Below are 25285 nucleotides of genomic sequence, written 5' to 3'. Positions count from 1 at the left end.
TGGCCCATTCAGGGGGGTAAACCCTGCAAGGCACCATCAAGAAGCCTAGGGTTAACCATTAATTTTACTGAAATTGGTACGAGGTTTCTGTTTTACCGATGGATTGTATTGCCCAGGCGGTGTGGCAGTGGCGTAAGGCGCTACCTAAGATGCAGGCTCCGTTTACCACCTGGAGATCCCAAATGCCCCATACCCGCGCACTAGCTACCGGCATGCTGGCCGTCGCTGTAGCCGCATCCAGCATCGCTGCCCCGCCAACAGCCATCGGCAAAGGCGAAGGCCAACTCAACATCATCGCGTGGGCCGGCTACGTAGAGCGCGGCGAGACGGACAAGGCATACGACTGGGTAACCGGTTTCGAAAAGCAGACCGGATGCAAAGTCAACGTGAAGACCGCCGCAACCTCCGACGAAATGGTGTCGCTGATGAAACAGGGCGGCTACGACCTAGTGACTGCTTCGGGCGATGCCAGCCTGCGCCTCATCGCATCCAAGCTGGTGCAGGAGATCAACCCGGCCCTGGTTCCCAGCTACAAGAATATCGATGCCCGCCTGCAGAATGCGAGCTGGCACACGGTAGATGGCAAACACTACGGCGTACCCTACCAATGGGGCCCCAACGTGCTGATGTACAACACCAAGGTCTTCCCCAAGGCACCTGACTCCTGGTCGGTGGTGTTTGAAGAACAAAAGCTGCCCGATGGCAAGTCCAACAAAGGGCGCGTGCAGGCCTATGACGGCGCCATCTACATCGCGGATGCTGCGCTGTACCTGATGACCAAAAAGCCGGAGCTGGGCATCAAGGACCCCTATGAGCTCAACGACAAACAATATGCCGCCGTGCTGGAACTGCTGCGCGCCCAGAAAAAGCTGACCCACCGCTACTGGCATGACTCCACGGTGCAGATGAACGACTTCAAGAACGAAGGTGTGGTTGCCTCCGGATCCTGGGGCTACCAGGTCAACACCTTGGCTGGCGAAAAGCCGCCACAGCCCATCGCATCCACCATCCCCAAGGAGGGTGTAACCGGCTGGGCGGACACCACCATGCTCCATGCATCCGCCAAGAACGTGAACTGCGCCTACCAGTGGATGGAACATTCGCGCAGCGACGGCCTGCAGGCGCCTTTGGCAGAGTGGTTCGGCGCCAACCCCGTGCGGGCCGCCGCCTGCAAGGCCAAGGCCCCGGGTGGAAGCGACTTCTGCAAGGACAACGGCTATGACCGCTTCACCCAGGTCAAGTTCTGGAAGACACCCCAGGCCCAGTGCACCACCCAGGGTAAGTGCGTGCCGTATCCCAAATGGACCATGGACTACATCGCCATCATGGGCGGACGCTGAGCAAAGGGAAACATGCCGGTCGCTATCGAGTTCAAGGACGTATCGCGCCACTACGGTGACGTCAGGGCCCTGGATCGCGTGAGTTTCGCGGTCCAGGAAGGGGAGTTTTTTTCCATGCTGGGACCATCGGGTTCCGGCAAGACCACTTCCCTGCGCCTGATGGCGGGCTTCGAGCAGCCCAGCAGTGGCAGCTTGCAGCTGATGGGGCAGGAAGCGTCCGGCACCCCACCCTATGCCCGTGATGTGAACACCGTGTTCCAGGATTACGCTTTGTTCCCGCACATGAATGTGCTGGACAACGTGGCCTATGGGCTCATGGTGCGCAAGATGGGCAAAACCGAACGCTACGCACTGGCGCGCGAGGCGCTGGCCTTGGTGGCCCTGCCCGATCATGGGCAGCGCACGCCGGGGCAACTCTCCGGCGGTCAACGCCAGCGTGTGGCACTGGCGCGTGCTTTGGTCAATCGCCCGCGCATTCTGTTGCTGGATGAGCCACTGGGGGCGCTGGACCTCAAACTGCGCGAGCAAATGCAGGTTGAGCTCAAGGTACTGCATCGCAAACTGGGCATCACCTTTATCTACGTCACACATGACCAGGGTGAGGCACTGTCCATGTCGGATCGCATTGCCGTCTTCAACCATGGTCACATCGAACAGATTGCCACACCGCGCGAGCTCTACCATCGCCCGCGCACGCGATTCGTGGCGGACTTTGTGGGTAGCTCCAACGTCATTGACAGCCCGTTGGCAAAGACCATTACGGGCCAGAGCCAGGCCTTCGCGGTTCGGCAGGAGAACATCTCCATCGCCAGCAGCGCAATGACCGTGCCTGCGGGACACCTGCAAGTCGAAGGCGAGGTGCTGGCTATCCAGTTTCTGGGTGCGCAACAGCGCATCGAAGTGCAGGTTGGCAATCAGATTCTGACAACTTTGCAGGCCGAAGGTGAGGCTGCCAGCGCGCTGGCGGCGCACACCCAGGCCGGGCAACGCGTGCATATGAGCTGGGCGCCGGAACACATGGTGAAGCTCGATGCCTGAACTGGCCCTCTCCGCCATGGCCGCTCAGACAGGCCTTCGTCGCAGCATCTCCAACCTGCTCTACCAGCGGCGTTCACTGACTCTGCTGCTGCTGATCACTCCACCGTTGCTGTGGTTCGGCGTGGTCTACGTGGGCTCACTGCTGACGCTGCTGAGCCAGAGCATTTTTACGTTCGACGACATGGCCATGGCCGTGGTGCCGGAACTGACAACCGCCAACTTCGTCAACCTGCTTGACGCGGCAAACCTGGACATCGTCTTGCGCACACTGGGGATGTCCATCGCCGTCACGCTGGGCACTGCAGCGCTGGGATTTCCCATGGCCTACTACATGGCGCATTACGCGAGCCCGGCAGAAAAGGGCTTTTTCTACGTTGGCGTGATGTTGCCCATGTGGGCCAGCTACATCGTCAAAGCCTATGCATGGACAGTGCTGCTGGCCAAGGGCGGTGTGATTTACTGGGTCCTGAACCAGCTAGGGCTGCTGGGTTTGCTCGAAGCCGTGTTGCGTATTCCCGTTATTGGCGGCGATACGCTGGCCACCTCGCAGTTGGGACGCTTTCTGGTCTTCACCTACATCTGGCTGCCGTTCATGGTGCTGCCCATTCAGGCGGCAATTGAGCGGGTGCCGGCCAACCTTTTGCTGGCATCCAGCGACCTGGGTGCCCGACCCTGGCAGACCTTCCGCACCGTACTGTGGCCACTGGCATTCCCCGGTGTTGCTGCGGGCTCCATCTTCACGTTCTCTCTGACACTGGGTGACTACATCATTCCCCAACTCATTGGCCCGTCAGGACTGTTCATCGGCAACATGGTCTATACGTTGCAGGGAACCATCGGCAATCTGCCCATGGCCGCGGCGTTCACCTGTGTGCCCATAGTGTTGATCACACTCTATCTGTCACTGGCGCGCCGCTTGGGAGCCTTCGATGCCCTCTAAAACCCTGCTGCGCTTTGCTGCCTACGGTGGACTGGCCTTCCTGCACCTGCCGTTGCTGTTCATTGCGCTGTATGCCTTCAACAGCGCCGACAGCGGCTACAGCTTTCCCCTCACAGGCTTGACCCTGCGCTGGTTCATCCGGGCTTGGGAACGCACCGACATCCGTGAGGCCATCACGCTGTCGTTGTCGGTGGCTGCAGTCGCCACTGCCATTGCCATGGTCCTGGGCACGCTGACTGCCGCGGCCCTCAACCGCGACCGATTTGTGGGCAAGGAAGCTTTCACCACGCTCCTGATCATGCCGATTGCACTGCCCGGCATCGTGACGGGCATTGCGTTGCTGGCTGCATTCAAGCTCATGGACTTCAACCCGGGGTTCTGGACCATCGCCATAGGCCATGCCACTTTCTGCGTCGTCATCGTGCACAACAACGTGGTGGCCCGGCTGCGCCGCATGCCCGCGCGTCTGATGGAGGCGTCCATGGATCTTGGTGCCGACACGCTGACCACCTTGCGATACATCGTGCTGCCCCAGTTAGGTACAGCCCTGCTGGCTGGCGGCATCCTGGCCTTTGCACTGTCGGTAGACGAGCTGATCGTCACTACCTTCACCGCAGGCAGTGAAAAGACCCTGCCGTTGTGGCTGCTCAACCAGCTCAGCCGTCCACGTGAAGTGGCCATCACCAATGTGGTCGCCCTCATCGTGATGTTGATCACCATGCCCCTCATTCTGCTGGCATGGCGCCTGACGCGCGATTCTGAAACACCGCCGCATTCCCGCTAATCCCTTGTTCCACTGCTCCACCTCATTACCATGGCCGCACAACGTTTTCCTACCCAACTCATGATCAATGGCACCACTTTGACCGGCGAAGGCCGCGTCGAGCAGGTGCTCAATCCATCCACTGGCGAACTGCTGTGCGAAGTGCGGGAGGCTAGCGCCGACCAGCTGCGTCAGGCGGTGGATGCGGCCAGTCAGGCCTTTCCCGCATGGGCCGCACTTACTCCAAAGGACCGCAGTGCCTATTTGTTGAAAATTGCCGACGCCATCGAAACCCATGGTGATGAATTCGCCATGCTGGAGTCACTGAATTGCGGCAAACCACTGGCGGCAGCGCGCAACGACGAAATTCCGGCCATCGCCGACGTCTACCGCTTCTTTGCTGGCGCCATCCGCAACCTCATGGGCAGTCTCAGCGGCGAATATCTGGCAGGCCATACCAGCATGATCCGGCGTGACCCGCTGGGCGTGGTGGCCTCGATTGCCCCCTGGAACTACCCGCTGATGATGGCCGCCTGGAAGCTGGGTCCGGCCATCGCGATGGGCAACACGGTAGTGCTCAAACCCTCCGAAAACACGCCGCTTTCCACCCTGCGCCTGGGCGAACTGCTGGCCAACATCCTGCCACCTGGCGTGGTCAACGTGGTGGCCGGGCGTGGCGACACCGTGGGTGCGCCGCTGATCCGCGACCCGCGCGTGCGCATGGCATCGCTGACGGGTGACGTATCCACAGGCAGCAAGATCATGGAAGCTGCGGCCCGGGGCATCAAGCGCACGCATCTGGAGTTGGGCGGCAAGGCGCCCGTGATCGTGCTGGACGACGCCGATCTGGGCAGTGTGGTCGAAGGCATACGTACCTTTGGCTACTACAACGCCGGCCAGGACTGCACGGCAGCATGCCGCATCTATGCCGGCGAAAAGATCTATGAGCGCCTGGTGGCAGACCTCAGTTCGGCTGTGTCCGACATCAAGCTGGGGCTGCAGCAGGAGCCGGGCGTGGAGATGGGACCGCTGATTTCGGCGCGTCAACGGGACCGCGTTGCCAGCTTTGTGGATCGCGCCAGCCAGTTGGCGCATGTGGAAATCACCACCGGCGGCAGCACCTGGGGCAGCAAGGGCTTCTTCTACAAACCCACCGTCGTGGCCGGTGCGCAGCAGGACGACGAAATCGTACGCAGCGAAGTGTTTGGCCCGGTGGTGTCCGTCACCCGGGTCAAGGATGCCGACCAGGCCATCACCTGGGCCAATGACTCCGAATACGGACTGGCTAGCTCGGTCTGGACTCGCGACGTGGGCCAGGCGATGCAGATTGCATCGCGTCTGCAATATGGCTGCACCTGGGTCAACACCCATTTCATGTTGGCGTCGGAAATGCCGCACGGTGGCATGAAGCACTCCGGCTACGGCAAGGACATGTCAGTCTACGCACTCGAGGACTACAGCTGCGCACGCCACATCATGGTCAAGCACTGAATCGCCAATCCCCACTTTTTCAACCAGGAGACAACATGACTTTGAATCGCATATTTCACATGGCCCGCATCGCATTGCTACCTGCCCTGCTGGCCGCCTTCAGCGTTGCACACGCCGATCCACTCAAGATCGTGCAGAAATACATGGCGGCATGGAACGCGCACAACTACAACGAGGCGGCACTCAGCCTTGACTACGACGTGGAGTATTTCGACGCCACCGTGGGCACACCGCAGTTCGGCATCGTGACTGCACGTGACAACGTGATCAAGTTCTTCATCATGGCGCTGCCGAACCTGCAGTGGAAGATGGAGGGCAAGCCGATCGTGCAAGGAGACTCCATTGCCTTCCGCTGGGTCTTTACGGGTACCAATACGGGCATTCCATTTGAGTGCGAGAAGCCCACTGGCAAGCCACTGGAACTGCATGGCGTCTCCATGATTCACACCAAAGCTGGCAAGATTGCGTACCAAGGCGACTTCTACGACGCCAAGACGTTGCGCGACCAATTGGGTCTGCAACCCACCTGCCCGGCACCTGCCGCGGCAGAAGCTGCACCTGCTCAGTAACTACGCAAAGGAATATTTCCGCCCCCGATGTAACCAATGCAGAAACAAGTAGTTGTTCCTGCATTGGTTGTGGCTTGTCAAACACTCAGGGAATCAACAACAACCCACCTGCCGATTGCCCGGACTCCAACAGGACGTGCGCAGATGCCGCATCGGCCAGAGCAAAAGAGCGCTCGGCATGTGCGGTCGCCACTCCGGACGCAATCATGTGCAATGCAGCTTCGGCGCCAACGCGATAGCTCGTCTTATCGCTGGCATAGGCCATTACACTGGGACGCGCCAGCGACAGTGACCTGGTCGGCCCCAAGGCCTCTACTGGCAGGGCAGGGATGGCACCTCCCGCCTGGCCAATGCTGGCAACAACGCCAAACTTGCGGACGCATGCCAATGTCCGCACCAGAGTCTGGCCGCCGATGCCATCGATGGCGTAGTCCACGCCCCGTCCTGCAGTTATGGTGGCAACCGCGCTGGCCACGTCGGCATCGCGCCCCACGATTACATGGTCGGCACCAGCGCTGCGCGCGATTTCGGCTTTTGCATCGCTTCCAGTCGTTCCAATCACCTGGGCGCCAAGATGTTTCGCCCAACGCACGAGCACCTGCCCCAATCCACCCGCCGCGGCATGAACAAGCAGCACCCTACCTGGCCCGACCGGGAACACGCGGGTCAACAGCATGTGCGCCGTCAGCGCCTTGAAGAATGAAGTTGCGGCAGTAGTCATCGGCATGCCTTCGGGCACGGGAATGGCCATGTGTGCTGGCAACAGACGCGTGCTCGCATAGGCACCAACCGGAGGCCCGCCGTAAACAACGTATTCTCCAACCCGTAGCCCGTCGACCCCGGATCCGACAGCCTCAATCACCCCAGCGGCAGCAACCCCAGGCACATGCGGCGCCGACAACGGATACAAGCCGCTACGCTGGTAGATGTCGATGAAATTCACGTCTATGGCCAGATGGCGAATGCGCACAGCGTCTGGGCCCGGGCTCTCCGGTACATGGGGAACAGCCTGCAACGCGGTAGCGTCGCCGGGTTGGGGGACGGTAATCCGGATGTCCATGAAAGAAACTCCTAGAAAGAAAGACGGCGAAGCTTAGCCCTCCTCTTCCGTGATAAAAAGATCAAATAGCAAGCATTCAATGGGAGAAAATTAACATGTTGGACTGGGAGAACCTGCGCCATCTGTCGGCATTGGCCAAGGGTGGGTCCCTGTCTGCCGCGGCACGACTGCTCAGCGTGGAACATGCCACTGTTGCCCGCCGCATCGCCGCGCTGGAGGCCGAACTGGGTGTTCGTGTTGTGGATCGTCGGGGGCGCAAACTGTTGCTCACCGCCGAAGGCGACCGCCTTGCGGCCATCGCCGATCGCATGGAGCGTGAGGCCATGGCGGCAGAGCGTTTGGCTGCATCCAGCCGCCAGGGCGTTGCCGGAACGGTCACCTTGAGCGCTCCCCCCGCCTATGCCGCAGCGGCGCTTATCGAGCCGCTCGCGCGCCTGCAGCGGGAACAACCAGACCTCACGATAGAGATGATTGGCGAAGTGCGCAAGGCATCGCTGGAACGACGCGAAGCGGATCTCGCAGTGCGGCTTGACCGTCCACGCGACGGCAATCTGTCCATCGTTCGGCTGGGAAAGATCGCCTTTCGTCTCTACGCAAGTCCGCAGTACTTGGCCACGACCAGTCCCGCCAACTGGAGTTTCATCGGTTATGGGGACGAGTTGATGAGGGATGCCCCGCAGTCCCGACACCTCAACCTTCTGCGGGAAGGACGGCCCATGCGCTTCTTGACGAACACCGTCGAGATTCAATTGTCGGCCGCACGTGCGGGCGCAGGCGTGGCACTGCTCCCGGACTTTGTGGTGAACAACGAAGCGGGCCTGGTCCTGGCTGATGACCATACCCCAGCGTTGAAGCGTGAGATCTGGCTGGTCGTCCACACGGATGTTCGGACGGCACCAGCGGTGCGTGCCGTGGTCGATGCATTGAAGGCAGCACATCAGCTGGACTGATCACGATGCGGAGAGAACATGCATGCCGTCCTGAACGGCCTGCACAAGTCGACAAAATCAAGACGCGACAGTAGCAGCTGCGCTACTTGTCGCGCTCACCAAACAGCCCATGCCCACCAGCGCAGCCTCCACGGCTTCGTCCAAGGGCGTATGGGGTTCACGTCCCAGCGCAGCCACCAGCCTCGCGTTGTCCATGCGCACAGGCGTCTTCCACAAGTAGCGCATTTCACGCAATTCGCGCAATGTGGTTACGAACGGTGCCGCCAGCGCGATCAGCCACCAGGGAAACGCGCCCATGGAGGGTTTGGCGCTGCCTCGGCGCACGACGACCCGGGTAATCGCTTCGGCCATCTGGCGCCCATCGGCATCCCAATGACCGGCCATGTGGAAGGTCGCGAAGGGCTCCAGTGTGTCTCGCCTTTGCACCAGTTCCAGCATGGTGCGGGCCACGTCGGGCAGGTAGGACCATTGGTGCCCCACGCCGGGAGCGCCTGGCAGGCTGATGGATTTGACCGGCTGCCCCGGTTTGACCAGCCCCTGCGAGAACCAGTTGTTGCCTGGCCTGGGACCAAAGAAATCCCCGGCGCGCACCACAATGACTTTGCAGCCCCGGCTGCTGGCCTGGCGCAGGCGCTGTTCCAGCTGAACACGAATGGCTCCTTTGCGGGTGAGAGGCTCCTGCACCGAGTCTTCCCGCAATGTGAGGAAAGCGCTGGGGCCGTAGTTGTACACCGTTCCAGGCAATACGATGGTGGCACCCTGGGCACACGCAGCGGCGATGGTGTTGTCCACCATGGGCAGGACCAGCTCGGCCCAACGGCGATAGCCCGGCGGGTTGACGGCGTGCACGATGACCGAGCAGCCTTGTGCTGCAGCCATGACATCAGCGCGGACCATGGCGTCTCCGCGCCCCCACTCCATACCGTCGCGTAACGCCAAAGCCTGTGTTCCTCCGCGGTGCAGTGCGCGGACTTTCCAACCCGCATCGCGCAGCTGCCGTGCCACTTCGCCCCCGATGCCGCCTGTTGCTCCCAAGACCAACGCCGTGTTGTCGCTCATATCGTTACTCCATCAAAGTGATTTGCAATGGACGGAGTCTGAATCCAACGGAGTTCACAATCAATTGACTAACTTGTGATAGTCGCTATACATTTATGTATGACCAACGACATCGGCTGGGAACTCTACCGTTCGTTTCTAAGTGTGCTGACAGAAGGTTCCCTCTCGGGCGCCGCCCGTGCCATGGGAATTGCGCAGCCTACTGTCGGACGCCACATTGCCGCCCTGGAGAGGTCGTTGGGCGTCACGCTGTTCACCCGTTCCCAGCTGGGACTGCTGCCCACTGAAGCGGCGCAGTCGCTGGCCCCCTTTGCACAGACCATGCGAAGTTCGGCAGCCGCACTCAAACGGGCGGCGGAGGGTCAAGGCGAAGGCATACAGGGCACGGTGCGCGTAACAGCCAGCGAAGTGATGGGCGTGGAAGTGCTGCCGCCCATTCTGGCCCAACTGCAGAGCGAACACCCGGGCCTGAAGGTGGAGCTGATGCTGAGCAACCGCGTGCAGGATCTGCTCAAGCGCGAGGCAGACATTGCCATCCGCATGACCCAGCCCAAACAACAACAGCTCATTGCCAGGCGCGTGGGGCAAGTCAATCTGGGTCTGCACGCCCACAAGAAATACCTGCGCAAACGTGGCACCCCAAAATCGTTGGCCGACCTGACCCGACACGCACTGATCGGCTTCGATGAGGAGACGCCGTTCGTACGCGCTGCCCGCAAAGGCTTTGCAGTGTGGCATCGAGATGCCTTTGCCTTTCGTACGGACAGCGACGTGGCGCAACTGGCGCTCATCCGCTCCGGCTGCGGCATCGGCATCTGCCAGGTAGCACTGGCAGCGCGCGATCCCCAGCTGGTACATCTGCTTCCCGAAAGCATGTCCCTGGGACTGGAGACTTGGCTCACCATGCACGAGGACCTGCGACACACCCCACGCTGCAAGACTACGTTTGACGCGCTGCTGCAGGGGATCGAACGTTACGTGTCCGGTTGAATTGTTCTAAGGCGCGTATTGCCAGCTGGAGCCACATTGCGACCGTCAACTGACTTGGCGTTGAAGCCAAGTCAGTCTTTGGCGTCTTACTTGCGAACCTTGGCCAACTCGGCCTGCAGTTCCTTGACCAGCTCAGCGTGGCCATTGGCCGAGAACTTGGCGATGGCCGGGCGCGCTGCGTCTTGCAGGCGATCTGCCTCTTTGGTGCTCAGCAAGGTGACCTGCATGCCCTTTTGCTTGAGCGTATCGAGTGCTTTGGCACCGGCTTCACGGCTGTCCTTGCGTTCAAAGTCGCGCGAGGTGATGGCCGCATCCTGGATGGCCTTCTTCTCGTCAGCGTTCAGGCCATCCCACCACTTCTTGCTGGCCAGCACGATCCAGGGACTGTAGACGTGCTTGGTGATGGTGAGGTACTTCTGCACCTCATAGAACTTGCTCGACTGGATGGTGTTGACCGGATTTTCCTGGCCATCCACCGTGTGCGATTCCAGCGCAGTAAACAGTTCCGAGAAGGCCAGCGGAATGGCGTTGGCACCAAAACCATTGAACATGTCGATGTACACCGGGTTTTGCATCACGCGCAGCTTGATGCCCTGCATGTCTTCCATCTTGGTGATGGGGTGCTTGGAGTTGGTCAGATTGCGAAAACCGTTTTCCCAGTACACCAGGCCGATCAGGCCTTTGGCTTCCAGCTTGGTAGCCAACTTCTTGCCAAAGGCGCCGTCCAGAATGGCATCGGCTTCCTGCTCGCTGCGAAATACGAAGGGCAAGTCGTAGATACCAAACGAGTCATCGATACCGACCAGGGTGGCGGTGGACACCACGGTCATTTCCTGGGCGCCACCGATGAGTGCGTTCTGCATCTGGTTGTCATTGCCCAGGCTGGCGCTGGCAAAGCCCTTGGCCCTGAATTTGCCCCCGGTGCGCTTGGACAGGTCTTCCGCGAAAGCCTTGACTGCGCGCCCCTGGTTGCTGTCTTCCGCCAGGCCGTAGCCGAAGCGGATGATGCGGGTCTGGAAGTCCGCGGCGAAAGCGCTTGCACACGAAGCGGCAATGGCTGTGGCAAGTACGAGTTTTGCGATTTTTTTCATGGTCAGTCTCGGTTGTGAAGGGTTAATGGAACCAGGTCATCGGAACGGTGATGAAGCCGGGGAAGGCAACAAACAGGAATACCAGTACGGCTTCGGCCAGCAGGAAGGGCCAGACGCCGCGCGTGGCGCTCTCCAGCGAAATCTTGGCCACACCGCACACGACGTTGAGCACGGTACACACCGGCGGATGGATCAGACCCAGCGTGCCAACCAAAATGAACATCACGCCAAAGTAAGTCGGATCGATACCCGCCACGATGACGATGGGCATCAGCACCGGGCCCATCACCAGAATGGTGGGGGTCAGGTCCATCACATTGCCAATGAGCAGCAGCAACAACATGATGGCCGCCATCAGCACACGCGGGTGACCCATCATTGGGCCCAGGAAGTCCGTGACCTGGGCTGGCAGATCCGCCAGCGTCACCATGTACGAGGACACGAAGGCCGCGGCACACAGAAACATCACCGTGCTGGTGGTGCGGCCTGCATTGACCATCAGGCCTTTCAGATGCTTGAGCTTCACTTCGCCGTACACGAACAGGCTGACGAACAAGGCATACACGGCAGCTACGGCCGACGCTTCGGTCGGCGTGAAGATGCCGCCCCGCAGACCACCGATGATGACGACCGGCAGAACCAGCGCCCACAGTGCATCGGTAAAGGCATGCAGACGCTCGCCCCAGGTCTGCTTGCGCTGCAGATTGACCTTCATGGTGCGCGACAGCATGGCCCAGACCAGCACCAGTCCGCCCGCACGTAGCAGAGCGGGCACGATACCGGCGACAAACAGCGCGCTCACCGACGTATTGGTGGTCACACCAAAGATGATGAACGGCATGGACGGCGGAACGATGGGGGCGATCACGCCACCGGCTGCGATGAGTCCGGCCGAGCGCGCCACGGGGTAGCCGTTGTCGCGCATCATCGGGATCAGCAGGGTGGCCACTGCAGCAGTATCCGCCAGTGCCGAACCGGAAAAGCAGCCCAGCAACAGCGTGGCGGCGATGGCCACATAGCCCAGTCCACCCTGGATGTGGCCGACCATGCTGACCGCCAGGTTGATGATGCGTTTGGAAATGCCGCCCGCATTCATCAGTTCGCCCGCCAGGATGAAACAGGGCACTGCCATCAGCGGATAGATGTCCGCACCGGCAATCATGTTCTGTGCCACCAGCTGGGCATCGAAGAAGTTCAGCTGGTACATCAGGGCCACGCCCGTGAGCATCAGGGCAAACGCAATCGGCATGCCCAGCACAATCAGCACGATCAGCGTGCTCAGGAAGATCAGGATGCTCATTGCACATCTCCTTGTGCGTTCGCATGGGCGACGTGCCCATCCGACGACTCGGTTTGCGCTGGCGGGTCGCCGGCCATGACCGCACCCGGATGGTTGATGACAATCTTCAGCAGGTTGGACGCCACGATCAGGATCATGGAAGCGGCGCAGACCAGGCCTGCGGACGCGATGAATGCATTGGGAAAACGCAGCACGGTGGAGTAGTTATGCAGGCCGATCTCGGTCTGTGTCCAGCTGCCCACCAGGAACAGCCAGAGCGCATACAGCGTCAGCAGATGCGTGATCACAGCGCAGATTTTGCGGGCCCAGCGCGGCAAGCGCGCCTGCACCAGCTCAACCCCCAGATGGGCGCGGCGGCGCAGCGTGAGGATGGCGCCCAGAAACACCAGCCAGACGAACAGCAGGCGCGAGAGTTCTTCCGCCCCTGCAAAGCTGGTACCCAAGGCGTAGCGGCCCAGCACGTTGGAAAACACCAGCAGCACAATCAGCCCCAGGGCCAGTGCCATCAGCTTCTCCACCAGGTGCTCGACTACGAGCATGTTCAAAGTCATCACGTTCTCCAGTTTCTTAAGTGTGGGGTGGGTCGGGTTCAGTCGATGGATAGCCGCATTCAGACCGGTGCCTGCCGATGCAGCCACTGCGACACCTGCGTTTGCAGGGACTCCAGTGGCGCGGCGGCATCCAGCCGGATCACGCCAGCCTCGCCCACGGGCGACTCCAGCGTGGCGAATTGGTTGTCCACCAGGCCGGCGTTGAAGAAATGCGAAGCTGCGCGCGCCACGACGCGACGCTGTGCCTCTTCCCTGCCAATTTCCAGAAAGGCAAATTGCAGCGTCGGCACGCTCTGGCGCAGACGATCGCGGTAGGACTTCTTCAATGCGGAACAGGTCAACACCACGCCCTCCGTATGTTTCTGGATTTCCGCGGCAAGCACGGACAACCATCCGGCACGGTCCTCGTCGGTCAAGGCAATGCCCTTGGACATCTTCTCGCGGCTGGCCGGACTATGGAAGTCGTCACCCTCAATCAAGGCGCAGGATTCCGCTCGAGCCAGGGCTTGCGCCAGACTCGACTTGCCGCATCCGGCAACCCCCATAATGACAATCATCGGTCTCATTTTTTGGTTAGCGCTATCCTGACAAATTCAAAAAAAGAACACTCGATCTGCAGCAAAATATGGCTAATATTGGCAATCGAGTATTTTCGGATAGCGCTATCCTAAACGAGATGGCGACAATCCATATCAGTAAAAACCCTGTGACTTGACCCACATCATCATGAAGAAAGAAAACCCGCGGCAAAGGGCTACCGGACGCATCACGCTGGCAGATGTTGCGGCGGCGGCAGGTGTGAGTGCCATGACTGCATCACGCGCCCTGAGCGGCAAGCGCGCTGTCGACCCGGTACTGGTGGAGCGGGTGCGGGCGGTTGCGGAAAAGCTGGGGTACGTACCCGACCCCGCTGCCCGCGCGCTGGCTTCGCATCGCAGCAACCATGTGGCTGTCCTGATTCCTCTGCTCTCCAACGAACTTTTCGTGACGCTGCTGGAGGCGGTGCAACTCGGTCTGCGCCGCGAGGGTTTCCAGACCTTCATCAGCGTGACCCACTACAACCCGGCAGAAGAAGAGCAGCTGCTGCGCGAACAGCTGATGCACCGCCCGGCAGGCCTGCTTGTCACCGGCTTTGACCGGACTCCCGCAGCGCAAAAGCTGATTGAAAGCAGCGGCGTGCCCTGCGTCTACCTGATGGAGACCTCCACCCGCACGGATGTGTACAGCGTGGGCTTCTCGCAGGAGGATGCCGCGTATGACATGACGCGGCACCTGCTGGCCAAGGGCAGAAAGCGCATTGCCTTTGCCGCCGCTCAGCTGGATCCGCGCACCCTGCAGCGGCTCAATGGTTGGCGCAAGGCCCTGACCGAGGCCGGTCTGTATGCGCCCACACTGGAGTGGATGAATCCTGCGCCCTCCAGCATGGAGCTGGGTGGCGTCATGTTCGAACAGATCATGGGGCAGCAGCCCCCTCTGGACGCCATCTTCTTCTGCAACGACGACTTGGCGCAAGGCGCCCTGCTCACGGCCAACCGGCTCGGGGTAGAGGTGCCCGCCCGAGTGGCAATCGCAGGTTTTAATGACCTGCGCGGCAGCGACCTGATGAACCCGCCGCTGACCACGGTGCACACGCCGCTGGACAAGGTGGGCGAGGCCTCCGCGACCATGCTGTTGAAACTGATGCGCGAGGAGCCCGTCGAAACGCACAGTCTGGATCTGGGCTATAGCCTGGTACCGCGCCAAAGCACTTGAATGTTCGGGGGCGGTCTGCCCGCAGCACCAGCAACTGCCGTTTCCACGTACGCCCGACAGCACCGCAACAGTCACTTACAACTGGTTGCAGCTTCTGACAAACAGCCGACGTAGCATGGCGCGATGATCAACAAATCGTGCCCTGAATGAACAGCGCTCGAGGTGGAGAGAACCATGCATTGGCTGCAGGCCGCATGTGCGACACCAGCACGGATGCCATGCCATGAACCAGCTGGTCCCCCTGCTCATGGATGCCGCTTGGCCCATCACCATTCTGGTCGCGTGGCTCGCGGGCGAATACGGCTACCAGCTGGCCAAGCTGCCACGGCTCAGTGCATACGCCCTGATCGGCTTCCTGCTGGCCCCGGGACAACTGGGCCTGCTGCCACAGACCCAATCGGGCATGGTGCTGCTGATCGCCACCATGGCCTTCAGCCTGATCCTCTTTGAATGCGGCTACCGCATCAATTTGCGCTGGCTGCTGGTGAACCCCTGGATTGCGGTGAGCAGTCTTGCCGAGTCAGGCCTGTGTTTTGCGGCCGTCTATTTCGTGCTGACTGCCTATGAGCAACCGATGACCAACGCCCTGTTGCTCTCGGCGCTGGCCATGGCCAGTTCACCGGCAACCATGGTGCGCGTGATTACCGAGTCGCGCAGCTCAGGGCAGGCCACCGAGCGGCTGCTGCACCTCTCGACCATGAACACGGTGCTGGCGGTATTCGTCTTCAAGATCATTCTGGGTTGGGCAGTGCTGCAGACCTCCGGCAACATCTGGAAGGCAGCCTACAACAGCCTTGTGGTGCTGGCGGCCTCCGTGCTGCTGGGTTTGCTGGCCGGCATGCTGGCACCGGTGCTGCTGCGTATCACCAAGCGTGCCAGCCAGGACAGCACCCTGGCCTTCACGATCGTGCTGCTCTGCCTGGTAGCGCTGACTTACGGCATGCGGCTCTCGCCCGTGCTGGCGGCGCTCACCTACGGGGTGCATGCACGGCACCGGCGCATGGTGCTCAACTCCTCCCAGCGCGGGTTTGGCGCATTGGGTGAGCTGTTCTCCATCTTGCTGTTTGTATTCATTTCCTCGCGGTTGACATGGCCGCAGGTAGTCGCGGGCGCCAGCCTGGGCCTGGCTTTCATTCTCGCCCGCCAGTGCGCCAAGATCCTGGGCATCGGTCTGTTCTCCCATGCCAGCGGCATCCACTGGCGCAAGGGACTGCTCATAGGCCTGGCGTGTGCGCCCACGCCCGCCTTTGTGATTCTGGTGTTGGAGCAAACCAACTCCCTGAGCAGCAAGATGGTGGATCAGCTGATCCCATTGGCCACCGCCACGCTGGCGCTGGAAATCCTCGGACCTATCCTGGTGCAATGGTCACTGGCCTGGGCCCATGAAACGCCGAAGCCCTGAAGCGAGCAGCCCATGCCTCTGGAATCCTTCAAATCGTCACAGTCCTTGAGCCTGGGGGTGGAGCTGGAACTGCAGCTGGTCAGCCTCAGCGATTTTGACCTGACCGAGGCCAGTCCGGACATGCTGGAGTTGCTGCGGCGCAAGCCCTTTCCGGGCACCGTGACGCCCGAGGTCACCGAAAGCATGATTGAGATTGCCACCGACGTGCACACCGGTCATACCACCCTGCTCGCCCAGCTGCGGCAGATACGGGACACCCTGCTGCAGGCCGGTGACCGCCTCAATATCGGCATCTGCGGTGGCGGCACGCACCCGTTTCAGCATTGGTCTGAGCGGCGCATATTCCAGAAGCCCCGCTTTCTCGAAGTCTCCATGCTGTATGGCTATCTGACCAAGCAGTTCACCATCTTTGGCCAGCACGTGCATGTAGGTTGCGCCAGCGCGGACGAGGCGCTGTATCTGCTGCATGCACTCAATCGCTATGTGCCGCACTTCATCGCGCTATCAGCCTCCTCGCCTTTTGTGCAGGGCAATGACACCTTGTTCGAGTCGGCGCGGCTGAACTCGGTATTCGCCTTTCCGCTGAGCGGGCGCGCGCCCTTCATGCTGCGCTGGGAAGACTTCGTGTCGCAGTACTTCGCCAAGATGGAATTCACCGGCGTGGTCAAGAGCATGAAGGACTTCTACTGGGACATACGCCCCAAGCCCGAGTACGGCACGATCGAGCTGCGGGTGTGCGACACACCGCTTTCAGTCGAGCACGCCGCAGCCCTGGCGTGCTACCTGCAGGCACTGTGCAGCTACTTGCTGCAGCGGCGCGAGCCCCCGCCGGCGGAGGATGACTATCTGGTCTACAACTACAACCGCTTTCAGGCTTGCCGCTTCGGTCTGAGCGGCACCGTCGTGCATCCAAAGACCTATGAGCAACTGCCTCTGGTGGATGACATTGCCTCGGTATTGGAGCGCATCCAGCCTCAGGCCGAGGCGCTGGGCAGCACGGCCGCTCTGCAGCATATCTCCCAGACCCTGAAGGAAGGCAGCGACGCGCGGCAACTGCGCCTCGAACATGCCAGTCGCGGCAGCCTGGAAGGTGTGGTGGATTCCGCTCTTCAGAGGTTTCGCCAGTAGGCCAGGGCCTGCGCAAGCATTGCTGTTGCCCGTACCGCGCAGGTGCTCGCTAACGCGTCAGTTGCGCGTACAGCAGTGCCAGGCGTCGTGGGAGCTCGGCTGGCCTTTTGACAATGGTGAAACTGTGCTTGCCAAAGATGTGCGGCAAGTAGTCCTCTGCCGTCTGGTCCACCGTGACACAGAAGGGCCGCAGACCCTGCTTGCGTGCCTCGCTCAGCGCGTAGCGCGTGTCCTCGATGCCGTAGCGGCCTTCGTAGTAGTCGTTGTCATTGGGCTTGCCGTCGGTCAGGATCAACAGCAAGCGTTCGCGCGACTTTTCCTTTGCCAGCAAGGCGCTGGACTGGCGCACCGCCGCGCCCATGCGGGTGTAGAAGGCTGGCTTGATCTGTTCGATGCGACCGCGGATGCGTGCGTTGAATGGCTCGTCAAAATGCTTCAACTCCACCATGTTCACGGCATGCCGCTGGCGTGAGCTGAATCCATACAGGGCAAAGCGGTCGCGGGTGTCGGACAGGGACTCGGCAAAGAGTGAAAGACTGTCGCGAATGACATCTATCACGCGCAGCTTCTCGCTGATGGCTGCGTCGGTGGACAAAGACAGGTCGGCCAACAACAGGCAAGACAAGTCACGCTGGTTGCGCCGCACCTGCTGGTAGCAGTCCTGCTGGTCGGATCCGCTGTCGGTGCGGGCACGGATCAAGGCGTCCAGATCGATCTCGTCACCGTGCGACTGGCGACGGCGGACCTGGCGCTCGGGTGCGAGCATCGCCAGTTGGTGATGCAGACGGCGTTGCTCCTGGCGCAGACGCTCAGGCAACGCACGTGCCGGTGCGTCGGGCATGCTGCTGATGCGCACGCTGCAGTGCGCGGGCAACAATACCTGCCGCTTGTAATCCCATTCGGGCAACAGAATGGCGGGCTCCGCGCTGGTGGGGCCAGTCTCCTCGCGTGCGGCATGGTCCAGGTTCATGCGCAGGGCGCGAGCGACCGGACGCTGATCCGCCGAAACGCTCAAGGTGTCGAGATCGTCGGCCGCACGGGCCAGGTCCTCCTCCTCGTTCTCCTGCACGTCGTGCTGCACTTTGGCATATTCGGACCAGCTGAAGATGGACTCCGGCCGGAACATCATCAGGCCGCCAGGGCGCTCGGGCATGTCGGCGTCTTCTGCCACGCGGCGCTTTTCATCCTGCTGCTTGCTGCTGCCCGCACGGGTTGCTTCGTCCGGCTCCATTGCCTGCGAGCGGGCGACACCCATGGCACCTCGCGCATCCGGCGCCAGCCAGAGCAACACCGGCTCCGGCGCACGGGCACCCGGAATCAGCGTCACGGCACTGTCCGGATGCCGCAGCGCCTGGCGGATGCTGCGCTCAGCCTGCGCCTCGGCAGGTGGCAGGGTTGCGGGGTCGGGGCGGCGCTGCAGTTCGGCCTGCACCAGCTGCCAGTAGCTGGCCGCCAGACCACGGTAGTTTTCCAGCAGATGCATGGTGCCTTGCTGGTTGCGCGTGACCCAGCTGCCGTGCTCGGGGACCACGGCGCACAACGCAGTCTGCCAGCGGTACAACGCCTGATTCAGTTCAACGGTGGCATAGGCGTCCGCCAAGCCTGGCAGGCGCAAGGCCTGTGCGTCCACGCCGGCCAGTTCCACCTTGGCACGAACACCGGCCATGCGCTCAATCACCGAGCGGCGTGCACCGTGGCGGGTTCCGGCCGTGGCATCCACTTTCAGGCCATGCGCCCCACCCAGCGCGCGAAACAGCAGCCCCAGCTCGCCCCGCATGGGATCCAGTGCAACGGACCCGCCGTGGCCTTTCTGCCCCGCCATGCGCGTGAGCAGCTGGTGCCACCACAGGCCAACATGTTCTTCCATGCCTAGTCACCCAAGATGGCTTGCACCACCTGCATCAGTGCACGCACCATCTCGGGGTCGTCGGTAACGCATTCGATCATGCCGACGCGGCAGGCCAGTTGCGGGTTGCAGCCTTGCACGATCAGGCGGGCAACATCCACCAGAAGGCGCGTGCCGGGTGCCTCTTCCAGATCGTGGTCGGCGGTCTGCCGCAGCGCGCGGGCCAATGTCACCAACTGCTTGGCCAGGGCCGATGCAATGCCGGTTTCGCCCACCACAATCTGCTGCTCCAGGGCCGCATCCGGGAAGTCAAAGGCCAGCGACACAAAGCGCTGGCGCGTGCTGGGTTTCAGGGCCTTCATCAGGTGCTGGTAGCCCGGGTTGTAGGACACCACCAGCATGAATTCGGGTGGTGCCTCCAGCACCAGCCCCAGGCGATCTATCGGAAGGATGCGCCTGTCGTCCGAAAGCGAATGCAGCACCACCGTGGTGTCCTTGCGTGCTTCGACAATCTCGTCCAGATAGCAAATCCCGCCTTGGCGCACGGCCTGGGTGAGCGGTCCATCCACCCAGTAGGTGCCATCAGCTCCTATCAGATGGCGCCCCACCAGATCGGCAGCGCTCAGATCGTCATGGCAGGACACCGTGAACAGGGGGCGCTTCAGGCGCGCGGCCATGTGCTCCACAAAACGGGTCTTGCCGCAGCCGGTCGGCCCTTTGAGCAGTACCGGCAGATGGCTGCGCCAGGCCATTTGAAAGACCTCGACTTCCTGATCGACGGCCACGTAGGCCGGGATGTCGGAGGCATGGGGTTTGTGCAAGGATAGAAGCGTCATGGTGTGCACCTGTGCAGTGTTCAGAGTTAGTCAAGCAGGAATGCCAGGCCGATGGCCACGGTCACTCCCAACAGATACAGCGCCATCAAGGCGCGCCAGAACCTGCGCACTTGGCGCAAGCCCATGAACTGGTCCACCAGCAACTGGCCCTTGAGCCACATGGCAGCCAGCACCAGGGGCACAAAGGTCCCCTCGGAAAACCGGCTCAGGCCGTAGTAGCTGAGCAGCGTCAGTAGCAGCAGCGCACTCCAGACGGCTGGCAGATGCTGCGCGGGCGCGCGTTGCAACGCCGCGGTAGTGGTGTTGTCAGGGTGTGCCATCAGTGCAATACATAGACCAGCACGAACAGGATGATCCAGACCAGATCCACCATGTGCCAGTAGGAACTGGCGGTCTCCACGCCGACATGGGAGGCAGCGCTGTAGCGCCCCAGCCAAGTGTTGTGGATGACCACCGACACAATCACCATGGCCATCAGCACATGCATGAAGTGAAAGAAAGTGAGCGACAGATAAAACATGTCGAAGAGGTTGCGCGAGAGCTGCATGCCAATCGCTGCGTCGTGACTGAACTCCATGGCTTTGAGGGTCAGGAATACCGCACCCAGCGCCCAGGCGCCACATAGCCAGAGCATGCAGGCGCGCACCCGGTTGGCCCGAATGGCGGCGCCGGCACAGGCCACCGCATAGCTGCTGCTGATCAGCACCAGGGTGTTGATCAAGCCGCCCTGGCGGTCCAGCAGAGCCTGCTCGCTGTTGAACAGGTCTATGTGCGACCGCCGTGCCAGCGCATAGGCCAGGAACAGCACGGCAAATACCAGCAGCTCGGCAAAGATGAAGATCCAGACTGCCAGATCACCGGGAAGGGCTGTGCGCGCTCCCCGGCTGCTGCTGCCCGCTGTGCGGGCACTCAATGTGATGCTGTTCATGGCGTCTGGTGGCAGCAGGTGAATGGATGCCTTCAGGCAACCGCACGCTTCACTTCGGCGGCATAGGCGTACTCACCTGGAATGAAGAAGCTGGTCAGGTAGGACAGCAGGCCCAGCAGGAATCCGACGCCAGCGATTTCGCGAATCCAGAAGAATGCCTTGGATGAATCCGCCACTTCCATGAAGCTGGAGGGATTGGCACCCATGCGCTGGGTAAACATGGTCACCAGGCCGGCACCGGTCAGGGCCAGGGTGATGCCCATCATGCTGATCACCATGGTCCAGAAGCCCGTCATTTCCCAGCGCTGCGAGCGCACGCTGTTGGCGGTGCGCCCGCGCAGCAGTGGCATGGCGTACGAGATGATGGCCATGGACACCATGGCATAGGCGCCGAAGAACGCCAGATGGCCGTGGGCTGCGGTGAGGTTGGTGCCGTGGGCGTAGAACTGTACCGGTGCCAGCGTGATCATGAAGCCCCACAGGCCAGCGCCCAGAAAGGCGACGATGGGTGTCCCCATGGCCCACAGCATGGCGGCCTTGTTGGGGTGCTCGCGGCGGCGTTGAAACAGGGTCTTGAAGGCAAACGCGATCAGCATGATGAAGGGAATCGGTTCAATGGCGCTGAAGATGGAGCCCAGCCATATCCAGTACTCGGGCGCACCGGTGTAGTAGTAGTGGTGGCCGATGCCGATGATGCCGGAGACCAGGGTCATGGCAATGATCACGTACAGCCACTTTTCGATGATTTCACGGTCCACGCCGGTCATCTTGATCAGGATGAAACCCAGCAGTGAGCTCAGGATCAACTCCCAGTCGCCTTCCACCCATCCGTGCACCACCCACCACCAGCCGTAGCTGGCCTTGACTGTGTCGTCAGGGAAGTAGAACGCAGGCAGGAACAGCAAGGCCAGGCCCCACAGCGCCACCACCAGGATGACATTGAGCGAAGTCTTGCGACCCTTGATCAGCGTCATGGTGATGTTGAACAGCAACGACAGGGCCACCAGCACGATGCCTATCTTGGTGGGCAGCGGTTGCTCCAGGTAGCCGCGACCCATGGTGGGCACCACCGCGTTGCCGGTTGCGGCCGCCAGCTGGTCATACGGCACGAACAGGTAACCCAGAATGGTTGCCGCCCCTGCAATCAGGAAGATCCAGAAAGTAGCCAGGGCCAGTTTGGGACTGAAGAGCGGCGTCTGCGCTTCTTCGGGCACGATGAAATAGGCTGCCCCCATGTAGGCCATCAGCAGCCAGACAATCAGAAGATTGGTGTGCACCATGCGGCTGGTGCTGAAGGGAATGGCAGGAAACAGGAAGCTGCCATCCAGGTATTGCATGCCGGCCACCAGGCCGAAAAGGATCTGCCCCAAAAACAATGCCAACGCGGCAATGAAATAGGGTTTCGCCACACTTTGAGACGAGTTGTTCATGGTGATTAGGTGTTTCTCATTGGTTGGGTTGTGTGAAGTCCGCGGGGCGCTGTGATCAGCCCTGGGTGTTCGGTGGCCAATGGTTGGTGTCTATGTTGGACAGCCACTTGAAGTAGGCGATCAGATCTTCATACTGGGCATCCGTGAACTGGAAGTGCGGCATCTGGCGGCGACCAGCGATGCCGGTGGGCTGCGTTTGAATCCAGGCCTTGATGAACTCGGGGCCACGGCGCGTGTACACATTGCCCAGCTCGGGTGCAAAGTAGGCGCCCTCCCCGTTGACCGTGTGGCAGCCGATGCAGTTGTTGCTGTCCATCAGGTACTTGCCGCGCTTGACGGCATCGGTCAGCTGATCCGCGTGGTCGCGCACAGGAATCTGTCGCCAGGTATCCACGCTGAGCGCGATGTAGATCACCAGAAAGATGGCGGCGCTGCCCAAAAAGATATTGCGCGCCATTGCCTTGGTGAAGATTTGCTGCATATGTATTCCTCTTCAAGTTGTGTCACATCGACTGACCGGGTTGGTCGTCGACAGGCGAATAGATTCAATCCACTACGCATATCGCAAGCGATGTGCCAGCTAATTTATTCATATAAATCAATAAGTTGCATAATTAATGGTATTTAAAACCCCAATCAAATAGGGTACTTAATACCATTTAATGGGTATTAAAAACCCATTTGCAGGAGAAGATCAGCGGTGCCCGCGACCAGGGGCTCAGGATTGGAGGGACTGCCAGACCGCTTCCATGCGGCGGCTGACTGCGGCGTCCATGGTCATGGGGCGACCCCATTCGCGGCTGGTCTCGCCGGGCCATTTGTTGGTGGCATCCAGACCCATCTTGCTGCCCAGCCCCACCACCGGTGACGCAAAGTCCAGATAGTCGATGGGCGTGTTGTCGGCCAGGAACGTGTCGCGCGTCGGGTCCACACGCGTTGTGATGGCCCAGATCACTTCAGCCCAGTCGCGGATGTTGATGTCTTCGTCGACCACCACAATGAACTTGGTGTACATGAACTGGCGCAGAAAACTCCATATGCCAAACATCACCCGACGTGCATGGCCGGGATAGGACTTGCGTATCTGCACAACTGCCATCCGGTAACTGCAGCCCTCCGGCGGCAGATAGAAGTCAGTGATTTCCGGGTACTGGCGCTGCAACAGCGGCACGAACAGTTCGTTCATGGCCAGGGCAAGCATGGCTGGTTCGTCCGGCGGCCTGCCGGTGTATGTGGAGTGGTAGATGGGCTGGTGCTTGCGCGTGATGCGGTCCACCGTGAACACCGGGAAACTGGCTTGCTCGTTGTAGTAACCCGTGTGATCGCCATACGGACCTTCCAGCGCATGTTGATAGCCGCTGCCATGGGTTGGGTCCGGATAGATGTGCCCCTCGAGCACGATCTCGCTCGAAGCCGGTACCCGCAGATCGCTGCCCAGGGCCTTGACCAACTCGGTACGGCAGCCACGCAACAGCCCGGCAAACTGGTACTCGGACAGGCTGTCAGGCACAGGCGTGACGGCACCCAGAATGGTGGCGGGGTCAGCCCCCAGGGCGACGCAGACCGGATACGGCTCGCCGGGGCGGGCCAGTCCATGCTCGCGAAAGTCCAGTGCGCCACCACGCTGGGGCAACCAACGCATGATGAGCTGGTTGCGCGCGAGCACTTGCTGGCGGTAGATGCCCAGGTTTTGCCGCGGCTTGTTGGGCCCCTTGGTAATCACCAGCCCCCAGGTGATGAGCGGTGCAACGTCGCCGGGCCAGCAGTGCTGTATCGGCAGGCTGCCCAGATCCACGTCACTGGCTTCCAGCACTACGTCCTGGCAGGGAGCGCTGCGCTGCTCCTTGGGCGTCATGCTCCACAGCGTCTTGACCAGGGCGCCCAGGCCCATGAACTCCTTCAGGCCGCGCGGCGCCTGCGGCTCCTTCAGGCTGGCCAGCACCTGGCCGAACTTGCGCAATTCGCCCATGTCGTTCACGCCCATGCCCAGTGCCACGCGGCGCGTGCTGCCAAACAGATTGCCCAACACCGGGATGCTGTGGCCCGTGGGATTTTCGAACAGCAGGGCCGGACCATCCGCACGCAAGCTGCGGTCGCACAGCGCCGTCATTTCCAGATGCGGCGATACCGGCTGCGTCACGCGCTTGAGCTCGCCGATCTGTTCCAGCTGGGCAATGAACTCCCGCAGATCACGGTACGCCATGGCAACTCAGTCCACTGCGGTGGCGACTTGCGGCAACCCGGCCCAGCGTGGCGTATGAACCAGCGGCAGACCCAACAAGTCCAGCACGCGACCCACGCTTTGATTGACCATGTCGTCCACGGATGCAGGCCGGTGATAGAAGCTGGGCACGGGTGGGAAGATGATGCCACCCATCTCGGTGACCAGCGTCATGTTGCGCAGATGCGCCAGGTTCAGCGGAGTTTCACGCGCCATCAGTACCAGGCGCCGGCGCTCCTTTAGCATCACATCGGCCGCGCGCGTCACCAGGTTGTCGGACAGGCCCTGTGCCACGGCGCCCAGGGTGCGCATGGAGCACGGCGCAATCACCATGGCGTCACACTGAAAAGAGCCGCTGGCAATCTGCGCCCCCACGTCATGCGAGGCGTGCACCACATCGGCCAACGCATCCAGTTGGGAGCGGTTCATGTCCAACTCATGGCGCAGGGTCAATAGCCCGGAGGGCGACACGGTGAGGTGGGTCTGCACGCCCGGGGTGGCCTTGAGCAACTGCAGAAGGCGCACGCCGTAGATGGCGCCACTGGCACCGGTGATGGCAACAATGATTTTTTTCATGCAAGGGTGCTGACGTGGAATGCG

25 protein-coding genes are annotated in these 25285 nt (G+C 61.2%); 11 read left to right on the top strand and 14 right to left on the bottom strand.

Annotation, left to right across the window (positions count from 1 at the left end):
- Positions 1–182: 182 nt before the first annotated feature.
- The 6 genes from AAGF34_RS13640 to AAGF34_RS13615 are packed head-to-tail and all read left to right on the top strand — an operon-like array spanning position 183 to position 6141.
- Positions 183–1340, top strand: coding sequence for an ABC transporter substrate-binding protein (locus tag AAGF34_RS13640; protein ID WP_342616274.1), 1158 nt, complete (start codon positions 183–185; stop codon positions 1338–1340).
- Between the two features lie 12 nt (positions 1341–1352).
- Entirely contained in the window at positions 1353–2378 is a 1026-nt protein-coding gene (locus tag AAGF34_RS13635; RefSeq protein WP_342616273.1) for an ABC transporter ATP-binding protein, read from the top strand.
- A gap of 16 nt (positions 2379–2394) precedes the next feature.
- Positions 2395–3318, top strand: a complete 924-nt coding sequence (locus AAGF34_RS13630; RefSeq protein WP_342616272.1) for an ABC transporter permease — start codon at positions 2395–2397, stop codon at positions 3316–3318.
- Positions 3308–4102 (top strand): ABC transporter permease, encoded by a 795-nt coding sequence (locus AAGF34_RS13625; RefSeq protein WP_342616271.1) that lies wholly within the window; start codon positions 3308–3310, stop codon positions 4100–4102. The genes AAGF34_RS13630 and AAGF34_RS13625 overlap by 11 nt, the downstream gene beginning before the upstream one ends.
- A gap of 30 nt (positions 4103–4132) precedes the next feature.
- Positions 4133–5572 (top strand): gamma-aminobutyraldehyde dehydrogenase, encoded by a 1440-nt coding sequence (locus AAGF34_RS13620; protein ID WP_342616270.1) that lies wholly within the window; start codon positions 4133–4135, stop codon positions 5570–5572.
- A 35-nt stretch (positions 5573–5607) separates the two neighbouring features.
- Complete coding sequence (locus AAGF34_RS13615; RefSeq protein ID WP_342616269.1) at positions 5608–6141, top strand: ester cyclase; 534 nt, start codon at positions 5608–5610, stop codon at positions 6139–6141.
- Positions 6142–6226: 85 nt separating this feature from the next.
- Here the strand turns inward: AAGF34_RS13615 and AAGF34_RS13610 are convergent, their stop codons facing one another.
- Entirely contained in the window at positions 6227–7201 is a 975-nt protein-coding gene (locus tag AAGF34_RS13610) for a quinone oxidoreductase (protein WP_342616268.1), read from the bottom strand.
- A 95-nt stretch (positions 7202–7296) separates the two neighbouring features.
- Between AAGF34_RS13610 and AAGF34_RS13605 the strand changes: the two genes are divergently transcribed.
- Positions 7297–8151 (top strand): LysR family transcriptional regulator, encoded by an 855-nt coding sequence (locus AAGF34_RS13605; RefSeq protein ID WP_342616267.1) that lies wholly within the window; start codon positions 7297–7299, stop codon positions 8149–8151.
- A 57-nt stretch (positions 8152–8208) separates the two neighbouring features.
- On the opposite strand, the gene AAGF34_RS13600 is transcribed toward AAGF34_RS13605, so the two are convergent.
- Positions 8209–9210, bottom strand: a complete 1002-nt coding sequence (locus AAGF34_RS13600; protein ID WP_342616266.1) for an NAD-dependent epimerase/dehydratase family protein — start codon at positions 9208–9210, stop codon at positions 8209–8211.
- A gap of 99 nt (positions 9211–9309) precedes the next feature.
- Here AAGF34_RS13600 and AAGF34_RS13595 point away from each other — a divergent pair, with 99 nt between their 5' ends.
- Positions 9310–10200: a LysR family transcriptional regulator gene (locus AAGF34_RS13595; RefSeq protein ID WP_342616265.1), complete on the top strand. Its 891-nt coding sequence runs from the start codon at positions 9310–9312 to the stop codon at positions 10198–10200.
- Positions 10201–10286: 86 nt separating this feature from the next.
- Here AAGF34_RS13595 and AAGF34_RS13590 read toward each other — a convergent pair whose 3' ends face one another.
- From AAGF34_RS13590 to AAGF34_RS13575, 4 genes are read right to left on the bottom strand one after another with little or no spacing between them, the layout of a single operon-like run.
- A complete protein-coding gene (locus AAGF34_RS13590) occupies positions 10287–11291 on the bottom strand; it encodes a TRAP transporter substrate-binding protein (RefSeq protein ID WP_342616264.1) in 1005 nt (334 codons plus the stop codon).
- Between the two features lie 22 nt (positions 11292–11313).
- Positions 11314–12591 (bottom strand): TRAP transporter large permease subunit, encoded by a 1278-nt coding sequence (locus AAGF34_RS13585; RefSeq protein ID WP_342616263.1) that lies wholly within the window; start codon positions 12589–12591, stop codon positions 11314–11316.
- Positions 12588–13229 carry a TRAP transporter small permease gene (locus AAGF34_RS13580; protein WP_342616262.1) on the bottom strand — a complete coding sequence of 214 codons (642 nt, stop codon included), beginning with the start codon at positions 13227–13229 and terminating at the stop codon, positions 12588–12590. The genes AAGF34_RS13585 and AAGF34_RS13580 overlap by 4 nt, the downstream gene beginning before the upstream one ends.
- A complete protein-coding gene (locus tag AAGF34_RS13575; RefSeq protein ID WP_342616261.1) occupies positions 13202–13699 on the bottom strand; it encodes a gluconokinase in 498 nt (165 codons plus the stop codon). Before AAGF34_RS13575 ends, AAGF34_RS13580 begins: the two co-directional genes overlap by 28 nt.
- Before the next feature lie 169 nt (positions 13700–13868).
- On the opposite strand from AAGF34_RS13575, the gene AAGF34_RS13570 reads away from it, so the two are divergent.
- The 3 genes from AAGF34_RS13570 (at position 13869) to AAGF34_RS13560 (ending at position 17424) form a co-directional block, all read left to right on the top strand.
- Entirely contained in the window at positions 13869–14894 is a 1026-nt protein-coding gene (locus AAGF34_RS13570; protein ID WP_342616260.1) for a LacI family DNA-binding transcriptional regulator, read from the top strand.
- A gap of 223 nt (positions 14895–15117) precedes the next feature.
- A complete protein-coding gene (locus AAGF34_RS13565) occupies positions 15118–16296 on the top strand; it encodes a cation:proton antiporter (RefSeq protein WP_342616259.1) in 1179 nt (392 codons plus the stop codon).
- A 12-nt stretch (positions 16297–16308) separates the two neighbouring features.
- Positions 16309–17424, top strand: coding sequence for a YbdK family carboxylate-amine ligase (locus tag AAGF34_RS13560; protein WP_342616258.1), 1116 nt, complete (start codon positions 16309–16311; stop codon positions 17422–17424).
- Positions 17425–17473: 49 nt separating this feature from the next.
- Here AAGF34_RS13560 and AAGF34_RS13555 read toward each other — a convergent pair whose 3' ends face one another.
- The 8 genes from AAGF34_RS13555 to AAGF34_RS13520 all read right to left on the bottom strand — a co-directional run bounded on the left by AAGF34_RS13555 (position 17474) and on the right by AAGF34_RS13520 (position 25261).
- Complete coding sequence (locus AAGF34_RS13555; protein ID WP_342616257.1) at positions 17474–19291, bottom strand: VWA domain-containing protein; 1818 nt, start codon at positions 19289–19291, stop codon at positions 17474–17476.
- A gap of 2 nt (positions 19292–19293) precedes the next feature.
- Positions 19294–20106: a CbbQ/NirQ/NorQ/GpvN family protein gene (locus AAGF34_RS13550; RefSeq protein ID WP_342616256.1), complete on the bottom strand. Its 813-nt coding sequence runs from the start codon at positions 20104–20106 to the stop codon at positions 19294–19296.
- A gap of 26 nt (positions 20107–20132) precedes the next feature.
- The gene (locus tag AAGF34_RS13545) at positions 20133–20426 is read right to left on the bottom strand and encodes a cytochrome C oxidase subunit IV family protein (RefSeq protein ID WP_342616255.1); all 294 of its coding nucleotides are present in this window, start codon (positions 20424–20426) and stop codon (positions 20133–20135) included.
- Positions 20426–21034 carry a cytochrome c oxidase subunit 3 gene (locus tag AAGF34_RS13540; RefSeq protein WP_342616254.1) on the bottom strand — a complete coding sequence of 203 codons (609 nt, stop codon included), beginning with the start codon at positions 21032–21034 and terminating at the stop codon, positions 20426–20428. The genes AAGF34_RS13545 and AAGF34_RS13540 overlap by 1 nt, the downstream gene beginning before the upstream one ends.
- 32 nt (positions 21035–21066) lie before the next feature.
- Positions 21067–22464 (bottom strand): cbb3-type cytochrome c oxidase subunit I, encoded by a 1398-nt coding sequence (locus tag AAGF34_RS13535; protein ID WP_342616253.1) that lies wholly within the window; start codon positions 22462–22464, stop codon positions 21067–21069.
- A 55-nt stretch (positions 22465–22519) separates the two neighbouring features.
- A complete protein-coding gene (locus AAGF34_RS13530) occupies positions 22520–22945 on the bottom strand; it encodes a cytochrome c (RefSeq protein ID WP_342616252.1) in 426 nt (141 codons plus the stop codon).
- Between the two features lie 237 nt (positions 22946–23182).
- Positions 23183–24667, bottom strand: a complete 1485-nt coding sequence (gene ubiD / locus AAGF34_RS13525) for a 4-hydroxy-3-polyprenylbenzoate decarboxylase (RefSeq protein ID WP_342616251.1) — start codon at positions 24665–24667, stop codon at positions 23183–23185.
- Between the two features lie 6 nt (positions 24668–24673).
- A complete protein-coding gene (locus tag AAGF34_RS13520) occupies positions 24674–25261 on the bottom strand; it encodes a UbiX family flavin prenyltransferase (RefSeq protein ID WP_342616250.1) in 588 nt (195 codons plus the stop codon).
- Between the last annotated feature and the right edge of the window lie 24 nt (positions 25262–25285).

The organism is Rhodoferax sp. GW822-FHT02A01 (assembly GCF_038784515.1).
In the GTDB taxonomy this organism is placed as follows: Bacteria; Pseudomonadota; Gammaproteobacteria; order Burkholderiales; family Burkholderiaceae_C; genus Allorhodoferax.
The sequence above is the reverse complement of the archived record's forward strand: the minus strand, read 5'-3'. Positions and strand labels throughout refer to the sequence as shown.